Source organism: Streptomyces aquilus (genome assembly GCF_003955715.1).
Classification (GTDB): Bacteria; Actinomycetota; Actinomycetes; order Streptomycetales; family Streptomycetaceae; genus Streptomyces; species Streptomyces aquilus.
The window spans coordinates 1,932,666-1,951,718 of record NZ_CP034463.1 but is presented as its reverse complement, the minus strand read 5'-3'; the positions used below and the strand labels follow the sequence as shown (position 1 = coordinate 1,951,718).

At 73.7% G+C, this 19,053-nt stretch carries 16 protein-coding genes; 4 read left to right on the top strand and 12 right to left on the bottom strand.

Features of this window, described 5'->3' with window-relative positions:
• Window positions 1-34 precede the first annotated feature (34 nt).
• The 12 genes from EJC51_RS08980 to EJC51_RS08925 form a co-directional block, all read right to left on the bottom strand.
• The gene (locus tag EJC51_RS08980; RefSeq protein WP_126270585.1) at window positions 35-1,777 is read right to left on the bottom strand and encodes a hypothetical protein; all 1,743 of its coding nucleotides are present in this window, start codon (window positions 1,775-1,777) and stop codon (window positions 35-37) included.
• A gap of 3 nt (window positions 1,778-1,780) precedes the next feature.
• Entirely contained in the window at window positions 1,781-2,470 is a 690-nt protein-coding gene (locus EJC51_RS08975) for a soluble NSF attachment family protein (protein ID WP_126270584.1), read from the bottom strand.
• The gene (locus tag EJC51_RS08970) at window positions 2,467-2,748 is read right to left on the bottom strand and encodes a hypothetical protein (protein ID WP_126270583.1); all 282 of its coding nucleotides are present in this window, start codon (window positions 2,746-2,748) and stop codon (window positions 2,467-2,469) included. The genes EJC51_RS08975 and EJC51_RS08970 overlap by 4 nt, the downstream gene beginning before the upstream one ends.
• Window positions 2,749-2,751: 3 nt before the next feature.
• Window positions 2,752-3,564, bottom strand: coding sequence for a hypothetical protein (locus EJC51_RS08965; protein WP_126270582.1), 813 nt, complete (start codon window positions 3,562-3,564; stop codon window positions 2,752-2,754).
• Between the two features lie 56 nt (window positions 3,565-3,620).
• Window positions 3,621-4,775 carry an AAA family ATPase gene (locus EJC51_RS08960; protein ID WP_126270581.1) on the bottom strand — a complete coding sequence of 385 codons (1,155 nt, stop codon included), beginning with the start codon at window positions 4,773-4,775 and terminating at the stop codon, window positions 3,621-3,623.
• Window positions 4,772-6,646 (bottom strand): ATP-binding protein, encoded by a 1,875-nt coding sequence (locus tag EJC51_RS08955; RefSeq protein ID WP_126270580.1) that lies wholly within the window; start codon window positions 6,644-6,646, stop codon window positions 4,772-4,774. Before EJC51_RS08955 ends, EJC51_RS08960 begins: the two co-directional genes overlap by 4 nt.
• Window positions 6,643-7,545 (bottom strand): hypothetical protein, encoded by a 903-nt coding sequence (locus EJC51_RS08950; protein WP_126270579.1) that lies wholly within the window; start codon window positions 7,543-7,545, stop codon window positions 6,643-6,645. The genes EJC51_RS08955 and EJC51_RS08950 overlap by 4 nt, the downstream gene beginning before the upstream one ends.
• Entirely contained in the window at window positions 7,493-8,551 is a 1,059-nt protein-coding gene (locus EJC51_RS08945) for a JAB N-terminal domain-containing protein (protein WP_126270578.1), read from the bottom strand. Before EJC51_RS08945 ends, EJC51_RS08950 begins: the two co-directional genes overlap by 53 nt.
• The gene (locus tag EJC51_RS08940; protein ID WP_126270577.1) at window positions 8,541-10,007 is read right to left on the bottom strand and encodes an effector-associated domain EAD1-containing protein; all 1,467 of its coding nucleotides are present in this window, start codon (window positions 10,005-10,007) and stop codon (window positions 8,541-8,543) included. Before EJC51_RS08940 ends, EJC51_RS08945 begins: the two co-directional genes overlap by 11 nt.
• Window positions 10,004-11,095, bottom strand: a complete 1,092-nt coding sequence (locus tag EJC51_RS08935) for a HesA/MoeB/ThiF family protein (protein ID WP_126270576.1) — start codon at window positions 11,093-11,095, stop codon at window positions 10,004-10,006. Before EJC51_RS08935 ends, EJC51_RS08940 begins: the two co-directional genes overlap by 4 nt.
• Window positions 11,092-11,841: a hypothetical protein gene (locus EJC51_RS08930; RefSeq protein WP_126270575.1), complete on the bottom strand. Its 750-nt coding sequence runs from the start codon at window positions 11,839-11,841 to the stop codon at window positions 11,092-11,094. Before EJC51_RS08930 ends, EJC51_RS08935 begins: the two co-directional genes overlap by 4 nt.
• Before the next feature lie 64 nt (window positions 11,842-11,905).
• A complete protein-coding gene (locus EJC51_RS08925; protein WP_126270574.1) occupies window positions 11,906-12,781 on the bottom strand; it encodes an effector-associated domain EAD1-containing protein in 876 nt (291 codons plus the stop codon).
• Between the two features lie 207 nt (window positions 12,782-12,988).
• Between EJC51_RS08925 and EJC51_RS08920 the strand changes: the two genes are divergently transcribed.
• From EJC51_RS08920 to EJC51_RS08905, 4 genes are read left to right on the top strand one after another with little or no spacing between them, the layout of a single operon-like run.
• Window positions 12,989-15,115, top strand: coding sequence for a serine/threonine-protein kinase (locus EJC51_RS08920; protein ID WP_126270573.1), 2,127 nt, complete (start codon window positions 12,989-12,991; stop codon window positions 15,113-15,115).
• Window positions 15,112-16,947, top strand: coding sequence for a hypothetical protein (locus EJC51_RS08915; protein ID WP_126270572.1), 1,836 nt, complete (start codon window positions 15,112-15,114; stop codon window positions 16,945-16,947). Before EJC51_RS08920 ends, EJC51_RS08915 begins: the two co-directional genes overlap by 4 nt.
• Window positions 16,948-16,957: 10 nt before the next feature.
• On the top strand, window positions 16,958-18,283 hold the full coding sequence (locus EJC51_RS08910; RefSeq protein ID WP_126270571.1) for a hypothetical protein: 1,326 nt from the start codon (window positions 16,958-16,960) through the stop codon (window positions 18,281-18,283).
• On the top strand, window positions 18,280-18,858 hold the full coding sequence (locus EJC51_RS08905; protein ID WP_126270570.1) for a hypothetical protein: 579 nt from the start codon (window positions 18,280-18,282) through the stop codon (window positions 18,856-18,858). Before EJC51_RS08910 ends, EJC51_RS08905 begins: the two co-directional genes overlap by 4 nt.
• Window positions 18,859-19,053: the final 195 nt, after the last annotated feature.

Here is a 19,053-nt window from a genome sequence, read left to right as displayed (position 1 = left end):
TCGGTGAGGCGCTGTCTGCCGTCGAGGATCGTTGTCACCTCTCCTCCGTCCCCTCCAGTGCCGCCTGTTCGAAGAGTCTGGCCGCTTCCAGATGGTCGCCCGCGGAGCGGTAGGCCTCGGCGGCGGCCTCGTGGTCACCCGTGGCGCGCAGCCGGGTGGCGCGTTCGAGGGCCTCGGCGGGGTCGTGGTGGGCGGTCGGGAGCGGTCCATGCGGGGTGCCGCTCGCCGTGGCCAACGCGTCCAGGGCGTCGAGGAGTTCGCGGCCCGCCTTGGACAGGCCGCTGGAGACCTCGACCGGGTCCGGTGGGGCCCACAGGGTCCACAGGGGCACCATCGGCGCGAGCGGGAAGCGGTGCCGGCCGCCGTGCCAGCAGACCACCGCCGAGCTGCCGTCGAGGCCGAACAGATGGGCGCGGGCCGCGGGTGGCAGCGGCGGTGTGAGGCTGTGCCCGGACTCCAGGAACAGGCTGCCGGGGCCGATGCGGAGCAGAGGTACGCCGAAGGGGAGGTCACGGGCCAGGCCCACCGGTTCGAGGAGGAGATGGCGACCGGGACCCGGCAGCAGGAACCCCGCCTCGCCGAGCGGCCGACCCGGCAAGTACCGGCGCAGAAGGGGGAGTTCGTCGTCGTGCAGCAGGACCGCGTCGACCGCGGTGTCCGCGTGGGCGTCGGACACCACCCGCACCTGCGTCGACGGCACGCGCGCGGCATCCGGCAACGCGGAGGCGGCGGGCGGGGGTTCGGCCGCCACCCCGACCAGCTCGGTCGGCACCGGCGAGGGCGCCCCCAGTGGCTCCAGCCGCAGCGGAGGCCACTCCTCGCGGTCGCCGACCAACCACAACTCGCCGTCCGGCACCCGGGAGTACAGCAGCGCGTCGTCAAGGGGAGGACACAGTCGTACGTCCAGCAGCAGCCGTTCGCACCCGGTCACCGGACGGCACACCGCCGTCCGGGGCAGCGCCGACAGGGCCACGACCAGGGCGTGCGGAATGGCGTCCGGCGCCGACAACGCGAAGGCCGTCAACTCGCGTTGCGGGCTGTCCGGACTGTCCCAGGGGCGCGCCCGGACGACGAGCGTCGACACCTCGACACCGAAGGCCAGCGCCTGACGGGCGACGGACGACAGCAGCTGTGCGGCCGTCAGCACCAGCAGGGTGCGGTGGCCGGCCCGGGCGGGGGAGGTGAGGGGGACGCGGGCGACCAGGTCCACCAGGTCGAGCCCGGGCCAGGACAGCACCTCGCTCAACTGGTCGGGCCCGCCTCCCCGTTCGCCCGCGAGCGCACCGTGGCCGAGGATCGCGTGCGGGGCGCCGCCGTGCAGGGTCAGCAGCTCGGCGCCGACCGTCGGGCCGATCCCGCTGAGCAGCCAGACCGCTCCGCCGCCCGGCTCCGCGTGGCAGCTCCACTCCGCCGCCCCCGCCCGGTGCAGCGCCTCCAGTGCGCCGAGGACCCGGTGCGGGGAGCTGAATCGGGCGGCGACGCGCCAGTCGACGGTGGGGGAGGAGGTGTACGAGACGGGCGGCGCCGGTGCCGGAGGGTCCTCCTCCGGTGGGCGGGCCGGGCGCACGCTGAAGCGGACGCCGTGGTCGTGGGCGCCGCTCGCCTGGCGGGGCGGCCGCGGCGGAGGGTGGGCCGGTGGGGTCTGCGGGGTCGGCGGCGGTGCTCCGCGCGGCGCCGGACGCGCCACGATCGGCGTGGGCGGGGTGCCGGTGGGGCCGGCCGCCTCCGGCGCGATGCGGTTCAGGAGACGTCGCAGGGGGCTTTCGCCGCGTTCCATGGGTCAGGGACCCCCCGCCCGATCGCCGTCCGCCTCGACGGGCGGCCCGGACGGCAGCCAGGCGGTGGAGCCGAGCCGTTCGCCGGCCCACTCCCGCCAGCGGTCCAGTACGTCACCGCCGCCCTGGGCGTCGTAGGCCGCACGGAACAGCCGTGCCCCCCAGTCGAAGCGCTCGACCCGGTCCGCGGCCTCGACGCCCCAGTCCAGCGTCAGTCGGCGTTCGGTGCGCGAGGCCAGCGCCGGCAGCCGGGCCTCCACACGCGGGAAGAGGTCCAGCAGGGGGCCGGGCGGGCCGCCGCCGAGGCGGTCGGCGAGGGCGCGGGCGAGTTCGAGGCGGAGCTGCTGGGGCCCGTTGCCGACGGTGTCGGTGGCGGCCAGGAGCCGGCGGGCCGGGGTGATGTCACCGGCCAGGAGCAGCTCCCAGGCGGCCTCCGGCCTGCGGCCGCGCTCCTGCCAGCAGCGGGCGGCGAGTTCGGGGCGCCCGAGGAGCCGGTAGCAGCGGGCCGCCTGTTCCGGGTGGCCGGCCTGCCGGTAGGTGCGCGCGGCGTGCTCCAGGTCGCCGGCCCGCTGGTAGGCGTCGGCCGCCGACCACTGCCAGCCGAGGAGGTCGTAGCAGCGGGCGGCCTCGGTGTGCGCCTGGGCCTCGGAGTAGCAGCGCGCGGCCTTGAGCAACAGCCGGGTGCGCCGGCTCATGTGGTCTCCCGCTCACCCGGCTCGGGACCCTCGGTCTCCTCGTCCCGGACGCGCGCCGGGGTCTGCGGTGTCGGGTCGTGCCGCCACAGCGGTGGCTCCTCGAACGGCGAGATCTCCTCGACGTCCGGTCTGCGGGCCAGCACCTGCCCCAGCTCGGCGCTGATCCGGTCGTGCTCGGCGTCGTGCTCGGGGCCGGCACCGGCGCCGATGTCGTCCACCTGGAACAGTTCGACCTCTCCGGTGTCCGTGTTGAACCGGAACCGCACCCGCACCCGCATCGGTCAGTTCTCCATCTTCCCGTCGAAGTCGATCTCGAACTCGATGTCGATGCCGCCGTCGGACTCCTCCTGCCGGATGCCGGTGGCGCCGTGCTGCCGGGCGAAGTCGAGCAGCGCCCGCTGATAGGCCGTGGCCAGCACGCCGTTGACGGCCCGCAGTCCGTCCTGGCCGAGCCGGGTGATGCGCTCCCGGTTGCGGGCCTCCAGGTCGGCGCGGACCCGCTCGCGCTCCTCGGCCAGCCGGGCCCGCGCGTCGTCGTCGGCCGCCCGCTGGAGCCGGGCCTCGGCCGCGGCGGCCGCGGTGGTCGACTCCCGGTCCGCCTGCACCCGCAGCCGTCCCGCCAGCTCGCGCGCCCGGCGCACGGCGTCGGCCTCGGCGACCACCTGCGCCTCGCGCTCGGCCACTTCACGGGTGCGTCCGGCGAACCCGTCGGCGAAGTACCGCCCTTCACCACTGCCGGTGGCCTGCTCGCGGACCGAGCCGCGCAGTGTCTCGGCGGCGCGGCCCTCCACGGTGACCTGGTCCTCCAGGCGGGCGGTCACGACCAGTTCACCCGTGGCGGGGTCGTAGCGGACCCGGCCGTCCGTCAACTCCAGGACATGGCCGCCCTCTTCGGCGCGCCAGCCGTCGGCCGTGGTGAGCGTGGCCTCGAAGACCTGCCGGGTGGCAAGCCCCAGCGTGCCGCCGAACGGATGGCGCACCTCGAGCTCGCTGACCACGGAGTCGCTGGCGCTGGCGCGGCGCTCCAGGGCTAGTTCCCATGCCTCGACGACTTCTCTGGTGGCCTCGACTCGGACTCGGCGCGGATTGCACATAGAGCTGGTGTCCCCCTGAATTCCGCAGCCGGGCGCGGGGCGCCCGTAGGTGTGCGTCAGCCCTGGTCCAGCAAGGCCAGAGTGGTGTCGATGATACTCGCGAGCTCCCTCTCGCCCTCTCTGTTGCCCGGAACAGCACGCCTCAACTCCAGCCTCAGCGCATTGAGTTGACGCAGGACGCGCTCCACGGACGCGGGCGGCGACCCGGCCCCGACCTGGCGGCCGAGGACCCGCGCCTCGGAGACCAGGCGTTGTGCGGTGCGGGCGGGTTCGTCGGGGTCCTCGGCGAAGCCGCCGGTGCGGCGGCGTACCGCCTCCTGTACCACCGGCGCATGCGCCGGGTCGGACCAGAAGTGCTCCAGCGGCCACAGATCGGCGGCCTCGGCCCGTACCCGCTCCTCCCGCAGCGCCGCCGCGGCCACCAGCCGGAGCCCGCGGATGATCCGACGGTCGGACAACGTCACGCCCTGGCCGAGGAGTTCACGCACCAGTTCCGCGTACTCCGCGGTCACCGCACTCAGATCGGCGTGCGCCAGCTGCCGGTTCAGCCGGTCCAGGGTGGCCGCGTCGATCCACGCGTGCTCGTCCCCGGCGGACGTGGCGCGGCCGGGCGCGTACCCCTTCTCCAGGAGCTCGTCCAGCCGGTTGCCGGCCACCGGGGGGATCGTCAGCCGCAGCAGGAACCGGTCGGCGAAGGCGAGCAACGAGGGGTCCTGCGGAAGGGAGTTGGCCGCGCCGACGAGGGTGATGAGCGGGACCGCCTCCACGTCGTGGCCGTTGTGGAACACGCGCTCGTTCATCACGGTCAGCAGCGTGTTGAGGATCGGGCTGCCGCTCTGGAAGATCTCGTCGAGGAACGCGACATGGGCCTTCGGGAGCATGCCGTCGGTGCGGAACCGGTACTGGTCGCCGCTCTGGAACGCGGGCACGTCCACCGGCCCGAACAGCTCGGCCGGTTCCGTGAACCGGGTCAGCAGCCGTACGAAGGGACGGCTGCCGAGCCCCGCCGCGAACCGGCTGACCAGGTCCGTCTTGCCGGTGCCGGGCGGCCCGAGCAGCAGCACGTGCTCGTGCGCCAGCACTGCGACCTCCAGCAGGTCGAGGGCGAGTCGCCGCCCCACGAAGTGCTGGTCGATGCTGCGGCCGAGCGCCTTGAGCCGGCGTACGGCATTGAGGTCGTCGCCACTCCAGGTGGCCGTAGCGGTGCTCATCGGCGCTCCGAGATCATTTCCAGGCGGCCCTGCTGGAGCCGTCCCACGAGCCAGCCCAGCCGGCGGGCGTCCGGTTCGATGCCGTGCATGTGGCGGCCGACGAACGCGTCCCGCATCAGCGAGCGCAGCTCGTCGCCGTTGCGGCCCGCCGTCGCCTCGGCGATCAGCTCCAGCACCTCGTCGTCCAGGGAGATGTGATAGCGGCCCGCGTGATGGCGCAGGATGGCCCGGCGGGCGGTGACGTCGGGCAGCGAGATGGCGATGGACCGGAACCGGCTCGGCCGCAGCAGCGCCTTGTCGATGATGTCGATGCGGTTGGTCGTGCCGATCACCAGCATCGGGACCTCGGGCCGGAAGCCGTCCATCTCGGTCAGGATCTGCGCGACCACGCTGTTGCCGGCCCGGCTGCCGCCGTCGGGACGGTTGCTGCGCTCCATCGTGATCGCGTCGATCTCGTCGAAGACGATGACGGAGGGCGCGCTGCGCCGCGCGGAGGCGAAGATCTCCCGCACCTTGCGCTCGCTCTCACCGACGTACATGTCGGTGACCTCGGGCCCGGACACCACCTGGATGGTGGCGTTCATGCCGTTGGCGATGGCCTTGGCGAAGAGCGTCTTACCGGTGCCGGGCGGGCCGTAGAAGATGATGCCGCGCGGGACGAGTTCGGAGCGCACCTCCTCCATGTCGTCGGGCAGGCTCTGCGCGCCGCTGATGATGGCGAGGGTCTGCCGGATCTCGTCCTTGACCTCGTCGTAGCCGCCGATGTCGTCGAGCGTGACGTTGGGGACCTCGAAGTGCGAGGACTGCTGCGCCTTGAACGTCAACAGCGTCTCGCGCAGGTCCTGTTGGGTGGCCCGCTTCGGCTGCGTCCGGTGCTTCTCGTGCGCGTACCGCATCGCCTGCCGCAGGCGTACGGGGTTCATGCCGGCGACGTGCTTGTAGAACTCGCGCGGTTGGAACCCCTCGAAGGTCTCCGCCTCCTCCCGGGTCACCAGGGCCGCCCCGAGGAGGGCCTCCTCGGTCTCCGGCGTCTTCACCTTCGGTGGCAGACCGCTGAGGGTGACCCGGGCGCTGAACCGCTCGGCCAGGACGTCCGGCAGCGGCAGCGTCGGGTCGGCGAAGGCGAGGACCAGCTGGTCGGGGAAGGCGTAGAGCAGCTCGACCAGTTCGCGTGCCTCGGCGTGCCGGCCGATGTCGGCGCTGCCGACCAGCAGGTCGAGATGGGTGAGCACGATGACGTCACCCTCCTTCAACTCCTCCAGCTGGGCGCGGAGTCGGGCGAGGCGACGCTGACGGGTGCTCATCGACGCGCCGTTCATGTCCCCGACCGGGTCACCGGGCCCGCGGCCGCTCTCGTCCTCCCGCGAGTCGTCGTCGAGCCGGATGCCGCGGCACTCGGCCAACGTGACCATCTCCTCCCACAGATGGGTCACGATCAGCTTCTCGCTGATGACGAGCACCGGCAGACGGCTGCGCAGCAGGGAGGCGACGCGTTCGATGTGCGGGTAGTAGGCGAGCCGGACGGCCTGGGCGTCGGTGATGCGGTCGGGGTGGTCGGCCTGCTCGGGTTCCGCCGCCTCCGTGCCGGTGGCGAGGGCGGCGGGGGGCTTGCTCAGTGACGTCGGGGCCGGGCTGGCGGCCATGATCCCCGGGGGCGCGAACAGCGAGGTGCCCGGGGCGAGTTCGGACCGCAGCCAGACGTCGGGGGCGAAGTCCGACCAGGGCCGGTCCAGCAACTCCTCGTCCAGCGGGTCGAGCAGCCACACCTCGCAGGAGGCCAGCGCCTCCCGCAGCGGGCGGTCGCCCGCGGTGCCGAGCAGGTCCATCCGGTCGCCGTGGTCCGCGGTGGCCAGGCGCAGCGCTCTGGTCATCGGTCCAGCACCTCGCGCAGCGCCTCGAACTCCCGGACCCGGCCGTAGATGCGGTGCAGTTCCGTGCCGGTGCGGTAGCCGCTCAGCAGCGGGCGGCGGCGCAGTTCCCCGGGATGGCGCCGGGCCAGCACGGACAGGGGCTGCCACCAGTCGAGCGTGGCCCGCGCCCACTGGCCCCGCGTGTCGCCGTCGAGCAGCCTGGCGGGGCTTTCGCTGGCCAACTTCCGTACGTCGTCGGTGAGTCCGCGGTAGTGGCCGCCATGGTGCAGCAGTGCCGTCTCGTACACCTCGTACACGACTGTTCTCTCCCCCGGGGTGAAGCGGAACCGGCGCAGCAGCGCCGCGCGGTGACGGGCGGTGGCGGGCGAGGACGGTGGTGCGGCGAGGCCCGCCACCGCCACGCGTCTGCCCTCGGTGTGATCGAGGAACCGGTCGAGGAGCTGCCCGCAGCGCTCCTCCGTGCCCGGCGGAGGGTGGTCGAAGAGGGCCGTGAGCGGCGAGGCGCGCAGCAGTGCCGTCCGCAGCTCGGCGTCGAGCGGAGTCGCCGACAGGGCACGCCCCACGAGACCGTGACGGGCCATCAGATCGCGTACGGTGCCCGAGCCGCCCACGCCCTCGGCCACCAGCAGGGCCGTCGGCGGGTCGTCCCGCAGCGCCAGGGCGGCCGCGACCATCAGCGGCTCCAGGCCCGTGGGGCCGCGGTCACCGAGGGGCGGGTCGGACAGGTGCAGCCGGGCCGCGGTGACCCGGGCCAGCCGTTCGAGGAGGACGACCGGGTCGTCGTCGCTCTCGGGCGGCCGGGCCGAGGTGGTCGGAGGCGGCACCGGGGTGCCGTCGGGCGCCGGCTCAGTGATGGCCCAGTGAAGGATGCGTACTGCGGTGGCTGTCAGGGTCGTCATCGAGGTTCCGGATCGGACAGGGTGCCATCCAGTCGTCGGAGGAGGCGTAGCAGGTCAGCACCCGCCGGCGCGAGGTGAGGTTGATCAGGGCGGCCACCTGCCAGGGGCGCCGGAAGGTGTCCCGGTGCAGGTCGATGTCGGTACGGGACAGGCCGATGGTGCGCTCGGTCTGGAACAGATGGGTGTGGTACCAGCCGACGAGCTGGCGGTCGCCGAGCGTCCGGCTCATCGCACGGAACGAGTCGCCGGTGAACGTGAAGTGCATCAGCGAGGCCCCCGAGTGCTCGGCGGGCAGCACCTCGTCGACGATCACCGCGTGCAGGGCGGGGTCGTCGGCCCGCCTAAAGGCCCGGCCGACCAGGAAGCCGCCCTCCTCGATCTCGGTCGACAGCTCCATCTCCATCATGCTGCGCCGCACCCCGGTGCCCAGCAGCACGGTCACCGGCGCCCCGGTGTCGCTGAGCGTCACCCCGTACTCGGCCAGGTCCAGCAGCGGGATCTCGGGCTCGGCCGCCGGGCGGATGCCGAACGGCAGCCGGGTGGAGCGGGAGACGTCGATGTCGTCCGTGCCGTCCACCACCGGGGGCAGCCGCTGCGCCGACTCGTCGTCCTCGGGCGAGGGCAGCCCGGCGATCCGGAACGCCCACTGGCGCTCCTCGGGGGAGATCTCCCGGGCCAGCCGGGCGAGCACCGGGCCGACGAGCGAGTTGACGGAGTAGGGCTTCTGGTAGACCACGCGTCCCTCCATATGGATCGCGACATGGATGTACCCGAAGTCGGCGCGGAGATTGGTGAGGTGGAGATCTCCCTCGTACGTGTCGGTGCCGGGGGTGTCGGGCTCGTAGGTGTCGGGCCCGGGGTCGTTGCGCAGCATCAGCACGAAGCGGGGGCGGCCCTTGAAGGGGGCCGTCTCCGCCGCGAAGGCCGGCTTCAGCAGCGCGATCAGCGGTTCGGTGCGCACCAGTTGGCGTGACTCGCCCTGGAAGAGCTCGATGTCAAGTGCCATCGGCCGTCCCGTCCGTCCGCCGTATCCGCAGGGCGCCGACGCGCAGTACGCCGTCGTCGGGCGGCGGGACCGGCACCGGTGGCTTGCCCCCGATGGCCTCGATCATGGCCACTCCGTCCTCCGTCTGAGCCCAGAATGCAGCGATTGGGTTGAAACTGTCCGAGATCTCGTAGTTACGATACCCAGCCATGTCCACGAGCATCTGGCACAGTTGGCCGAAGTCGAGGGCGGGGCGCCAGGAGTGCGCCAGCACCCCCAGGCACACGGCCCCCTCGGCCTCCGGGTACTGCGGATCGGGGCCCTTGATGTTCGGGTGGAAGATCGGGCTCAGCCAGAAGACGGCCGGGGCGACCAGCGGGAAGTCCGGGCCCAGCAGGATCAGCAGGTTGTGCTTGTCCTGCACCTCCGGACGCGGCAGCGCACTCGCGCTCTGCTGCTCCGGGAGCCGCAGCCCCGGCCCCTTGAAGCGGATCTCGTAGTCGGTGGGGAACTCCGGGTCGTCGGTGTCGACGATCTCGAAGTCCTCGTGCTGGTCCGCGTAGCGGTGCATCTCCTCACGGACCCGGATGATCGCCTGCATCCGCAACTCGGCGTGCCCGGCGGTCGCTTCGGGATACACGTTGAGCGTGTCGCCCTCACGCACACCGGCGTCGTGCAGGGACTGCGCCGGATCGAGACGGCGGAAGCTGCCGTCCGGCTGCTGATGGTCGACGACGGTGCGCGGGCGCCGCCCCATCCGGCCCTCGTAGTGCGCCAGCACGGCGGCGGCGATGTCCCGCACCGGGGTGATCGACGGCACCCCCGCCAGGTCGTAGGGCTGCTGGTCGGGTCCGTTGACCCGGAGCGCCTCCAGCAGATAGGGCCGGTGGTCGTAGACCTCCTGGAGGATCTCCAGGTCCGCCGGGGCACCGGCCGCGATCAACTCGCCGCGCACGTCGTCCATCTGACTGGGCGCCAGTTCACGCGTCAGGGACATCGCGATCTGTCCCACCTGGGCCTCCTCGCCCTGGCTGACGAAGAACAGTTCGGCGCGGGGGTCGAGGCGGCGCACCTCCTCGATGAACGCCGCGTGGTGCGTGCTGCACACGAAGACCAGGGTCGGATAGGTGTCCGGCTCCGTCGGCGGCGCGGCCGTGGGCGTCGGGCCGGAGGGCGGCGGGCTGTGGGACTCGACGCGGTGCGGCTGCGGCGGCTCGGTGACCGGTTCCAGCGCCTCGACGGAGGCCCGGAACACCGGGTTGCCCGGGTACTCGTTGTGCGCGGCACGCGCCAGCAGCGCCTCGCCGTCCACCAGCACGCCCGCGTCGATCAGCCGGCGCACCTCCGACCAGTAGAACCGGGGGGCCAGTTCCGTGGACGGCAGGCGGGCCTCGCGGAACCCGATGGACCGCAGGATGATCTCGCCCTCCTGGGGGTTGATCACCCGCTCCAGCTCGTTGTACAGCTCGTCCCTCACAGGACACCCTCCGTCGTCGCGCGCCGTGCCTCGGTCAAGTCGCCCGGTATGCCCTGCCGTTCCTTCCCGACGGCGGCCAACTCGACGTACCGCAGCCCCGATCCGTCCCGTCGGGCCACGGGCAGTACCTCACGCGGCGCCACCCCCAGTGCGCTCAACCGCGCCGAGGCGGGCGCGGACCGCAGCCGGGAGGTGACGGTGCGCACCGCCGCCCGCCGCCGCACCGGCCTGCTGAATCCTGCCCAGGCGAGCGGCTCTTCGTGCACGTCGACGTGGTCCAACAGGTCGGCCACCGTGGCCTCTTGGTCCAACGGCAGCACCGGGACGTCGGCGGGGAGCCGTTCGTGCAGCGGGCAGTCCGGGTCGGGCAGCTCACCCGACGGGGCCCCGGACAGCGGCATGGCGAACCCCGCGGCGTCGACGCGCAACGGCGCCTCCGGCACGGACAGTCCCAGCAGCAGTCGTACGGCGAAGTCGGCGAGCCACGCGCCGACCAGGCCCGACACCGGAGCCGACGCGCCCGCCTCGGCGGCCGGATCGGGCGCGGCGCACGACCACGGGTCGTCCTGCACCGCCCGCTCGGCGGGACCGAGACCGCAGGCCCGGCAGCGTCCGCCGGGCGGGTACCAGGAGACCTCGCCGCCCCACGCGTGCGTCCCGCCGTCGAGCATGCCGGTCCCGGCGAGCGTGCACCGCCCGGCCAGGGAGATCCGGGCCGCCCGGCTGTCCAGCGCGCTCACCACCAGGTCGGCGTCCCGCAGTTCGGCGAGCCCGGCTCCGGACACATGCGGCGCCTCACGGGCGTCCACGGCCGTGCCGGGTGCGAGGTCCGCCAGCGCCTCGGCCAGCACCCGCGCCTTCGGCCGGCCCACGTCCGCCGCCCGGAACAGCGGGCAGCGGCTGAGGTTGCTCACCGCGACCGTGTCCGGATCGCACACCACCAGCCGCCCGAGGCCCGCCAACGCGAGTGTCTGGGCGACCGTGTTGCCCAGTGCCCCGGCGCCCGCGAGGACGACCGTGGCGTCGGCCAGCCGCTTCTGGTCCCAGCCGGGGACCAGCGCGTGCCGCGCGAACCGGTCGCCGGTCACCGGGTGTCCCGCAGGGAGTTGAGCATCAGACACGGCACCCCGGGATGCTGGGCCTTCCAGTCGTCGTAGCAGACCAGCCCGTGGTCCGGGTCACGGTGGACGGCGCTCGCGCAGTTCGGCGCGTCCGGCGCGCAGGTGCAGTGGATGACCATCTCGTCCGGCCGGAAGGTGTGCCCGCACACCCAGCAGCGGTGCCGGGTGGGCGCCCCGTCGCCCGGGCCCGGGTGGAGCCGGAGCAGGGGATGTCCGCGATGCAGCCGGACCGTGTTCAGCTCCGGCGGCGGGGGATTGGCCTCGTCGAGACCCTGGTGGAACAGCTCGGCCGATGCGGAGGACTGCGCGCCCGCCCCGGGGTTGAGGCAGTCCAGGCGGCGGCTGCGGTGCTTGAGGACGACACCGGGGCCCGCCTCGGCCCGCTCGATGGAGATCTGCTCGCCCAGCCGGAAGGAGTGGTGGCAGACCGGACAGGTGGTCCCGGCCGAGCCGAGCTTGCGCAGCAGCTGCGAGGTGACGACGGTGACCTCCTCGCCGGGCCCGCCGTCCGGCTGCGGTACGTCGACCGCCTCACGGCGCCCGCCCGCCTGCCCGAGCAGGAAGTCGTACGCCGCCGGACTCGGCCCGCCCTCGTCGGCGCCCCGCGCCCCGGCCTCCGCCCGCTCCCGCTCCTGACTGCGCCGTCGCCGCTCGGCGACGTTCACTCCGGCGGGGACATGCACGCTGACGGTACGCTGCCGCTGCTCGCTCATGCGTCGCCGCCCCTCCGGGCCGACCGCCCCGTCGTACGGTTCCGTCCTCGCACGCGCTGCCCCGTCATACCGCGTCGGCCTCCCGGAACCCCACCTCGCGCCGCAGGTCCGGCGGCCCGGGCCGGCCGAGGCCCACGCCTGCCCGCGCCTGTTTGAAAGCGCCCTCCCAGGACTCGCCGAGGGCGAGGGACGCGTAGTAGTCCCGGCAGAACGCCAGCGCGTCGTCGTCGTCCAGCTTCGCCGGGGAGCCGATGACCTCGCCGACATAGGGTCTGACGACGTCCAGATACCGCCCCAGATGGCAGGCGTTGAGGACGGCGACCGGGACTCCGCCCACCGCGTCGAGCGCCGCCCCGAGCGCCTCCGCACGCACCGGCGCGACCGAGCCGTCGTCCCCCTCCAGCAGCAGATGCCCGTCGGGGGAGCCGTGCCCGCCGAAGTGCAGGACGTCCGGCTTGTGTTCGGTGAGCGCGGGGAGCAGGTCGCGGCGCCGGGTCGCCGCCGACAGCCTGATGTCGAGGGTGCGGCGCCGGCCCCGGCGGGCGGCCTCCTCGATGGTGCGGAACTCGTGCCGCAGCTGGAGCCTGGACGCCTCCCGGGGACCGGCCAGCAGACACAGCACGGTCAGGCGGTCGTCCGGCGTTCCGTCCGACGCGCGGGGTCTCGCGTACCGGCCCAACAGGTCGTTCGACGGGAAGTCCCGGTGCGCCGCCCGCACCAGGTCCTCCAGCGTGAAGCCGAACGCCCCGTGCTCGATCGTCAGACAGATCCGGAACCAGTGGCCGAGCGGCGCCTGGGAACCCCCGAAGGGCGGCAGCCGGGTCAGATCGGCACCCAGCCCCCGCAGCAGCAGCTCGGCGCTGAGCGGATCGGCGTACAGCTCCGCCAGCACGCGCAGCACCCCGTCCTGCTGCAACCGCCCCGCCGTCAGTGCCGCCATGCGCGCTCCCCCCAGCCTCAGGTGCTCCGACTGTACCGGGCCAGGTCATACCCCCGACTGGCCTTTGGCCAACAGGAGTTGATCAACCGTCAGGAACTGGTGAACGCCAAGTGCACTCATTTCGGTGCTGTGCCTGAAGCACCACTCGCGTGGGCAGCGTTCTGTGATAGTTGGTGTCCCGGAGGGCTACGGGGAGGAGACGCGGGGGTGGCGGAGTTCCGGGGCCGAAGGCCCGGGTCGGGGGACGGGGAAGAGGCGGTCTTCAGCCTTGAGGAGGACACCGGGGAGCAGGGCCGCCTGGAGCTGCCGCCCTTCCGGGTCCGCCGCTACCGCAGGCTGCCCGGCCGGCACCCGGTCATGGTGCAGGAGGCGGTCGGGCCCGAGGCCGAGCGGCGGATGCGCCGCCACTTCGACCTCTTCGGCAGCCTCGCCGACTTCCACGGACCGCATCTGCCGCGCCAGCTCGCCCACGTCCTTGCCTACGACGACTCCCGGCGCCCGCACCGGATGCTGCTGGACTGCCGGGGCGTCCCCCTGTCCCGCTTCGAGACCCCCGACGTGCTGCACGGCCCGCGGCTGCGCGGGGTGGTGCAGGACCTGTTCGAGGCCGTCGCCGGGCTGCACGAACCCCGCCTGGTGCACGGCCGGATCAGCCCCGAGCACCTGTGGTGGGACGAGGCCGAGGGACTCCAACTCGCCGGACTGGACGGGGCCGTGTACGCCACCGAGCCGCTGCCCGACCGCCCGGCGACCGCATGGGACGCGCCCGGTTTCCGCCCCGGGCTGCCCGCCTCGGCCGACCAGGACGTGCTCAGCGCCGCCCTCGTGGCGTTCTGGATGGCCACCGGCGAGACCCTGCCGCGCGGCTCCTCCCGCGAACACCTGCACGCCGTCCTCGACCAGGGCCACGAGGAATGGCTCCAGGAACTCCTGCGCGCCGCCTTCCCGTTGGGCTCCGCCGTCTCCCCGCCCGCGCGCGAACTGGTGCGCCGCCTCGTCGACGGCGCCGCGCCGAACGGCCTGTTCGAGCGGCCCCTCGCGGAACAGGCCAAGCGCCGCGAGACGCTCGCCCGCGAGGAGTTCCGCGCCCTGCGCGCCCGCCAGCGCACCGGCGCCGGCAGCCTGCGCGCAGGCGGCTACGCCCCGCCCGCCGTACGACCCCCCGGCTGGTGGCGCCGGATGGGGCGGCGGCTGCGGATCGTCACCGACCGGCCGCTGCCCGCCCTCGGCCCCGTCGAGTGCCCCATGTGCCTGCGGGCGCTGAACTGGGACACGGCCGAGCGGGTCGTCCTCGACGCCTCCGGCGGCATGCTCCCCGAGGCCGACCTGCCCACCCACTCCGCCGCCGAGCGGGACGCCCAGCTCGCCCGCACCTACGTGGTCTGCCCCGGCAACGACGACGTGCCCCAGCACGAACTGCCCTACCGCTACCCCCTGTTCGGCACCGAACCGGTCCGCATCGGGCTGGTCGGCGCGTCCAGCACCGGCAAGTCCCACCTGCTGGCCGCGATGATCGACCAGGCCCGCAAGTCCACCGTCATGGCCCGCTACGGCCTGCGCGTCGAGGCCCTGGACCCGCAGCGCTACCACCTCTACCTCAACGAGGTCGTCGCCCCCTTCATCGACGGCCGCCAGGAACTCGTCGCCACCGCCGACCGCCCCGAACTGCGCTACTCCACCGGCCTCGTCGTCACCGACGAGCACTCCGGCCGCTCGCACAGCGTCGTCTTCTTCGACGTGGCGGGCGGCCGACTGGAACGCCCCGGCCGCGAGTCCGACTTCCTCAACCGGCTCAGCGCCCTGCTCTGCGTCGTCGACCCGACCCGCATACACGGCCTGACCTCCCAGGGCGGTACGACCGGACGCGACCCGGCGTTCGAGCACGTCCGCCAGCGGCTGCGCCAGCAACAGGCCAACCCCGCCCTGCCGTTCCTGCCGGTCCCGTGCGCCCTCGTCGTCACCAAGAGCGACCTGCTGCGCTTCCGCGGCTACCGCGAGATCGACGGCTGGCTGCACGAGAAGCCCGACGCCGAAGCCGACTTGAGCACCGTCGAGCGGGAGAGCGAGGACGTCTACGCCTTCCTCGGCGCCCGCGGCGGCGGCGACTGGCTGCAACTCGCCGGCGAGTGCCAGGGCTCCACCCTGCACCTCGCCTCCGCCACCGGAACCGGCCCCCGCGCCCAGGCCGACCAGGCCGCGGCCCGCCGCTTCGACGAGGCCCTCTTCCGTCAGCACCGGGTGCTGCGGCCGCTGTTGGCGCTGCTCGCCATGAAGGGCGTCATGACCGGACCGGCCGCGGACGCCCTGCTGCCGGGACGGGGGCCCGGCACATGAGCCTGCCCGCGCGGGGCGGGCCGCGCGCCGACATCACCGTCTACCAGTGGTCCGAGCGCTCCCTCACCGGCCGCGGTGACGTCGGCCCGGTCGCCACCTCCCTCGACCGCGAGGCGCTGCTGCGCTGGAACAGCCGTATCGAACACCTGGTGTGGGCCAGCCAGGAACACCCCGGCGACACCACACCCGGCTTCGTCTACTTCCGCCACGAGAACGAGGCCGCCGTCCTGCGCAAACTCCCCGTCCGCGACCCCAACGGCCGCGCCGGCTCCACCCTCACCCACGTCCTGACCGGCCCGGCCGGCGGCATCGACCTGCACCTCGCGCTCGCCGCCTGCCGCAGCGACTGGGACGACTGGCTGCCGCCGCCCGTCCGGCAGAGCGCCCTCCTCGACGGCCAGGCGGCCCGGGGCAGCGGCGCCGAGCGCCTGGAGCGGGTCCCGCTGGACCTCGTACGGCAGTTGCTGGTCGAGGAGCAGCGCCTCCTCGGCACCCTCGACACGGCGGCCGAGGACGTGCCCGACGACCTGCTGGTGCGGCTCGCCGAGGCGCTGATGGAACAGCCCGGGGCACCGCTCACGGTGGTGGGTTCGCCGGTCGACGGCGAGGTCGTCGTCCACGCCCTGGCCGGACTGCTGGGCCGGGTCGTGCTGGGCAGCTGGGGCTTCGCCACCCGGGAGGAGAACGACGCGGCGAAGGACCTGCCGCAGTTCGTGTTCGTACGGGGCGACGGCACCGGGACCCGCCACGCCACCCGGCGCCGCGTCGACGCCAAGGCCGACCCCGGCCCGCCCGGCCCCCTGCGGGACCAGGCCGCACGCCTCGTCGCCTTCCAGCGGCGCCGCGGCACCGGCGCGCTCAGCCGGCTGCTGCCGGACCAGCCGATGGCCAACCCCTCGAAGATCCGCGAGTGGGCGGCCGGACACCAGGTCGCCCCCGGGCTGATGAGCGATGTCATGAGCCTGCTGGAGGCGGCCCCGCAGGGCGACCTGTCGGACCGCGAGGACGCCTACCTGCGCAGTCCCACCGCCGTCCCCCGGATACAGCTGGAGCTCGACCGGGCCACCGAGGGACAGCTGGCCCGCCTCCTCGCCCTGTGGCGCCCGGACTCGCTCGAACTCCAGCCCTACCGGCATCTGCGGGAGGAGATCCACACCTGGGCGCTGCACCGCGCCTTCGACGGAGCCGGCGGGGACCTGCTGCGCGAACTGTCCCTGGCGCCGCCCGGCGGCCGGGTGGTGTACCGGGTGCTGGAGGAGCGGCTGGAGAGCGCCGCGCGCCGGCGGGCCGACTTCGACGTCCTGCCGCTGCTGCGGATCGCCCTGCAGATCGGCGTCTCGCAGACCGCGCTGGACGACATGATGCGGCTGCTCGTGGCCCGCTTCTCCATGGCGTTCCTGATGAGCGAGGTCGACCGGATCAGCCGGATCGCCCCGGCCCAGGCCCGCACCCTGCTGGAGAGCTGCGCCCGGCGCCGCCCCGGCAAGGAACGCCACCACCCCTTCGACATCATGCGCCGCACCCAGTTCCACGCCGAGGCCGTGGACCGGATGGCGCCCCAGAACCCCTGGCAGGCGGTGCACCTGTACCGGCTGCTCCTCCTGTGCACGACGGGGGAGCAGCTGGGGCAGCGCGAGGTGCTGGACGTCCTGGAGGCGGCGGGGCGCACCCCGTCGCCCGCCCTGTTGCAGGCGCTGCTCGACGGCTGCCGGCGCGGCAAGGCACAGGACACCGTCCACGCCGTCGTCGTCCAGCAGTACTTCCGGCAGCATCTGCCCGCCCGGCCGCACGACGGAGACCACGGCCCCGACCGCCGCGGTCCCCGGGACTGAGGGAGAGGTCTTGTCCAGCAGCAAACCCGCCACACACCGGCCCGCGCCCCCGGCGCCCGAACCCTCCGCGGCGCTGCGGGCGGCCGCCGACCGGCTCACCGAGCTGGCCGGCGAGTGCCCCGAGGAGAGCACCGGGCGCTCGGTGCTGACCTGGATCGCCGACGACGCCCGGGCCGGCGGCCGGGCCCTGTCCGGCGTCAACCTGCTGCACGCCTACCCGCCCGACGCGCTGGTGCCGGACGCCGAGCCGCGCCACAGCGGGCTGATCGCCGTGGTGTCGACCGCGCGCGACGTCTCCGTCTTCCTGCCGATCGTGCTGACCTGGCTGTCCCTGTGGTTCGCCTTCGGGGACTTCGAGGACTCCGCGAAGGGCACCAACTTCCTGCGGCTGTGGGCCTCGGGCTTCGGCGGCACCGCCGTCCTGCTCGTGGTGCTGCTCATCGGCGGGGTGGTCCTCGCCACGATGTGGCTGCAACGCCTCGAATGGGACGCCCAGCACGAGGCGTCACGCGAACGGCTGCGCACCCGGATCGCCGGACAGCTGACCGTTCTCACCATGGAGCTGTCCAAGCACGCCGTCCTGGAGGCCCAGGTCGTACCGGCCGGCCAACTCGTCGGCATCGCACGGGACATCACCCGAAGCACCGCCGAGCTCTCCCGCACCCTCTCGGACAGCGCCGACCGCATGGAGAAGATCTTCGCGCCCGGTCCCGAGGGCAGGTTCGTCACCGCCCTCGACCAATGGACGCGTTCCGCGGGCGAGTTGGGCGAGATGGGTCGCTCCCTGACCGTGCCGCACCAACTCCTGCGCGACTTCGCCAAGATGCGCGACGACCTGCGCGGCGACGAACAGGCGACCCGTGAGTCCCTCACCCGCCTGCTCGCCGAACTGCGCCGCGCGGCCGGCAGCTCCCAGGAGGCCAACCGGGTGCACGCCACCGTCGCCGACGAGGTCACCGAGACCACCCGCAGGGTCGGCGAGGCCATGGGCGTCCTCAACGACAACAGCGAGCGCATGTACGCCTACATGGACGCCCTGGAGCGCGTGCTCGCCCTGTTGCAGAACGGGGGCTCCGCGCCCGCGCCGATGTCGAACTCCGGGGGACCGTCGACGGGCGCCCACGGCGGTCCCTACAACGGCCCCTACAACGGCCCCTACAACGGCAACGGGTACCCCGGTGGTGGCTCCGGCGGGCCCGCCGCGGCGCCGCCCCCGCCGTCCGCGCCGCCCCGCACCGACACCGGTGGCTCCGACCCCGCGGCTCCCGGCACCGGAGCCGCGACACCGCCGCCGCGTCGGCCCGGTGACGACTGGTACGGCGGGGAACACCGGTGAGGCGACGCCCCCCGGGCGCCGGCATCGCCCCGCGCCATCTCGCGGGCTGGCTGTTCGCGGACCTGTTCCTGGTGCTGTTCCTGGTGGTGCTCGGCATGATCGCCTCGGACGGCACGGGAGCGGCGGGCGCGAAGAAGTCGCCGAAGCCGTCGTCCTCCCCGTCGTCCTCCGCGTCGCCCTCCCCCTCGCGGACGGCGAAGGGCCCGACCGGCCTCGACCCGAAGCGGCACACCTTCGCGGTGTCCCTGTCCTCGGGCGCGACCGGACGCGCCGCCGGCAAGGGGAACCTGAACGCCGCCGACCGAAAGAAGATCATCGCGGCGCTCGACAAGGAGATCCGCGCGAGCGGTGACGGCCGCCGCATCGGCATGGTCATCACCTTCGGTGTCGCCCCGCAGTCGATGCTCGGCGCGGCGACCGACCTCGCGGAAGATGTCAACGCCACCCTCAAGTCCCGCCGCCCGCAGGCCTTCTGCGGCGGGAACGTGGGCACGCGCCCGTTCTGGTCCGGGGGATCGGCGGACCGGGTGGAGATAGAGCTGTACTACATCAACGCGTGCGAGGGGCAGGGCTGAGGTGCGGGCCGGGCTGTGGGCGGAGTTGACGAGAGCCGTCAACCCGCGGGAAGGCGACCTCCTCCAGCGGGCGATCGGCTTTCGCGAGCGCCACCGCGCGTACACGCTGCACGGGACCCCTGGGGCTGCGCCGCCCGGCGCGGCGAGGACGGCCCGCTCGTCGCGCGGTCCTGACCGACGGCAGCCCCGCGCGCC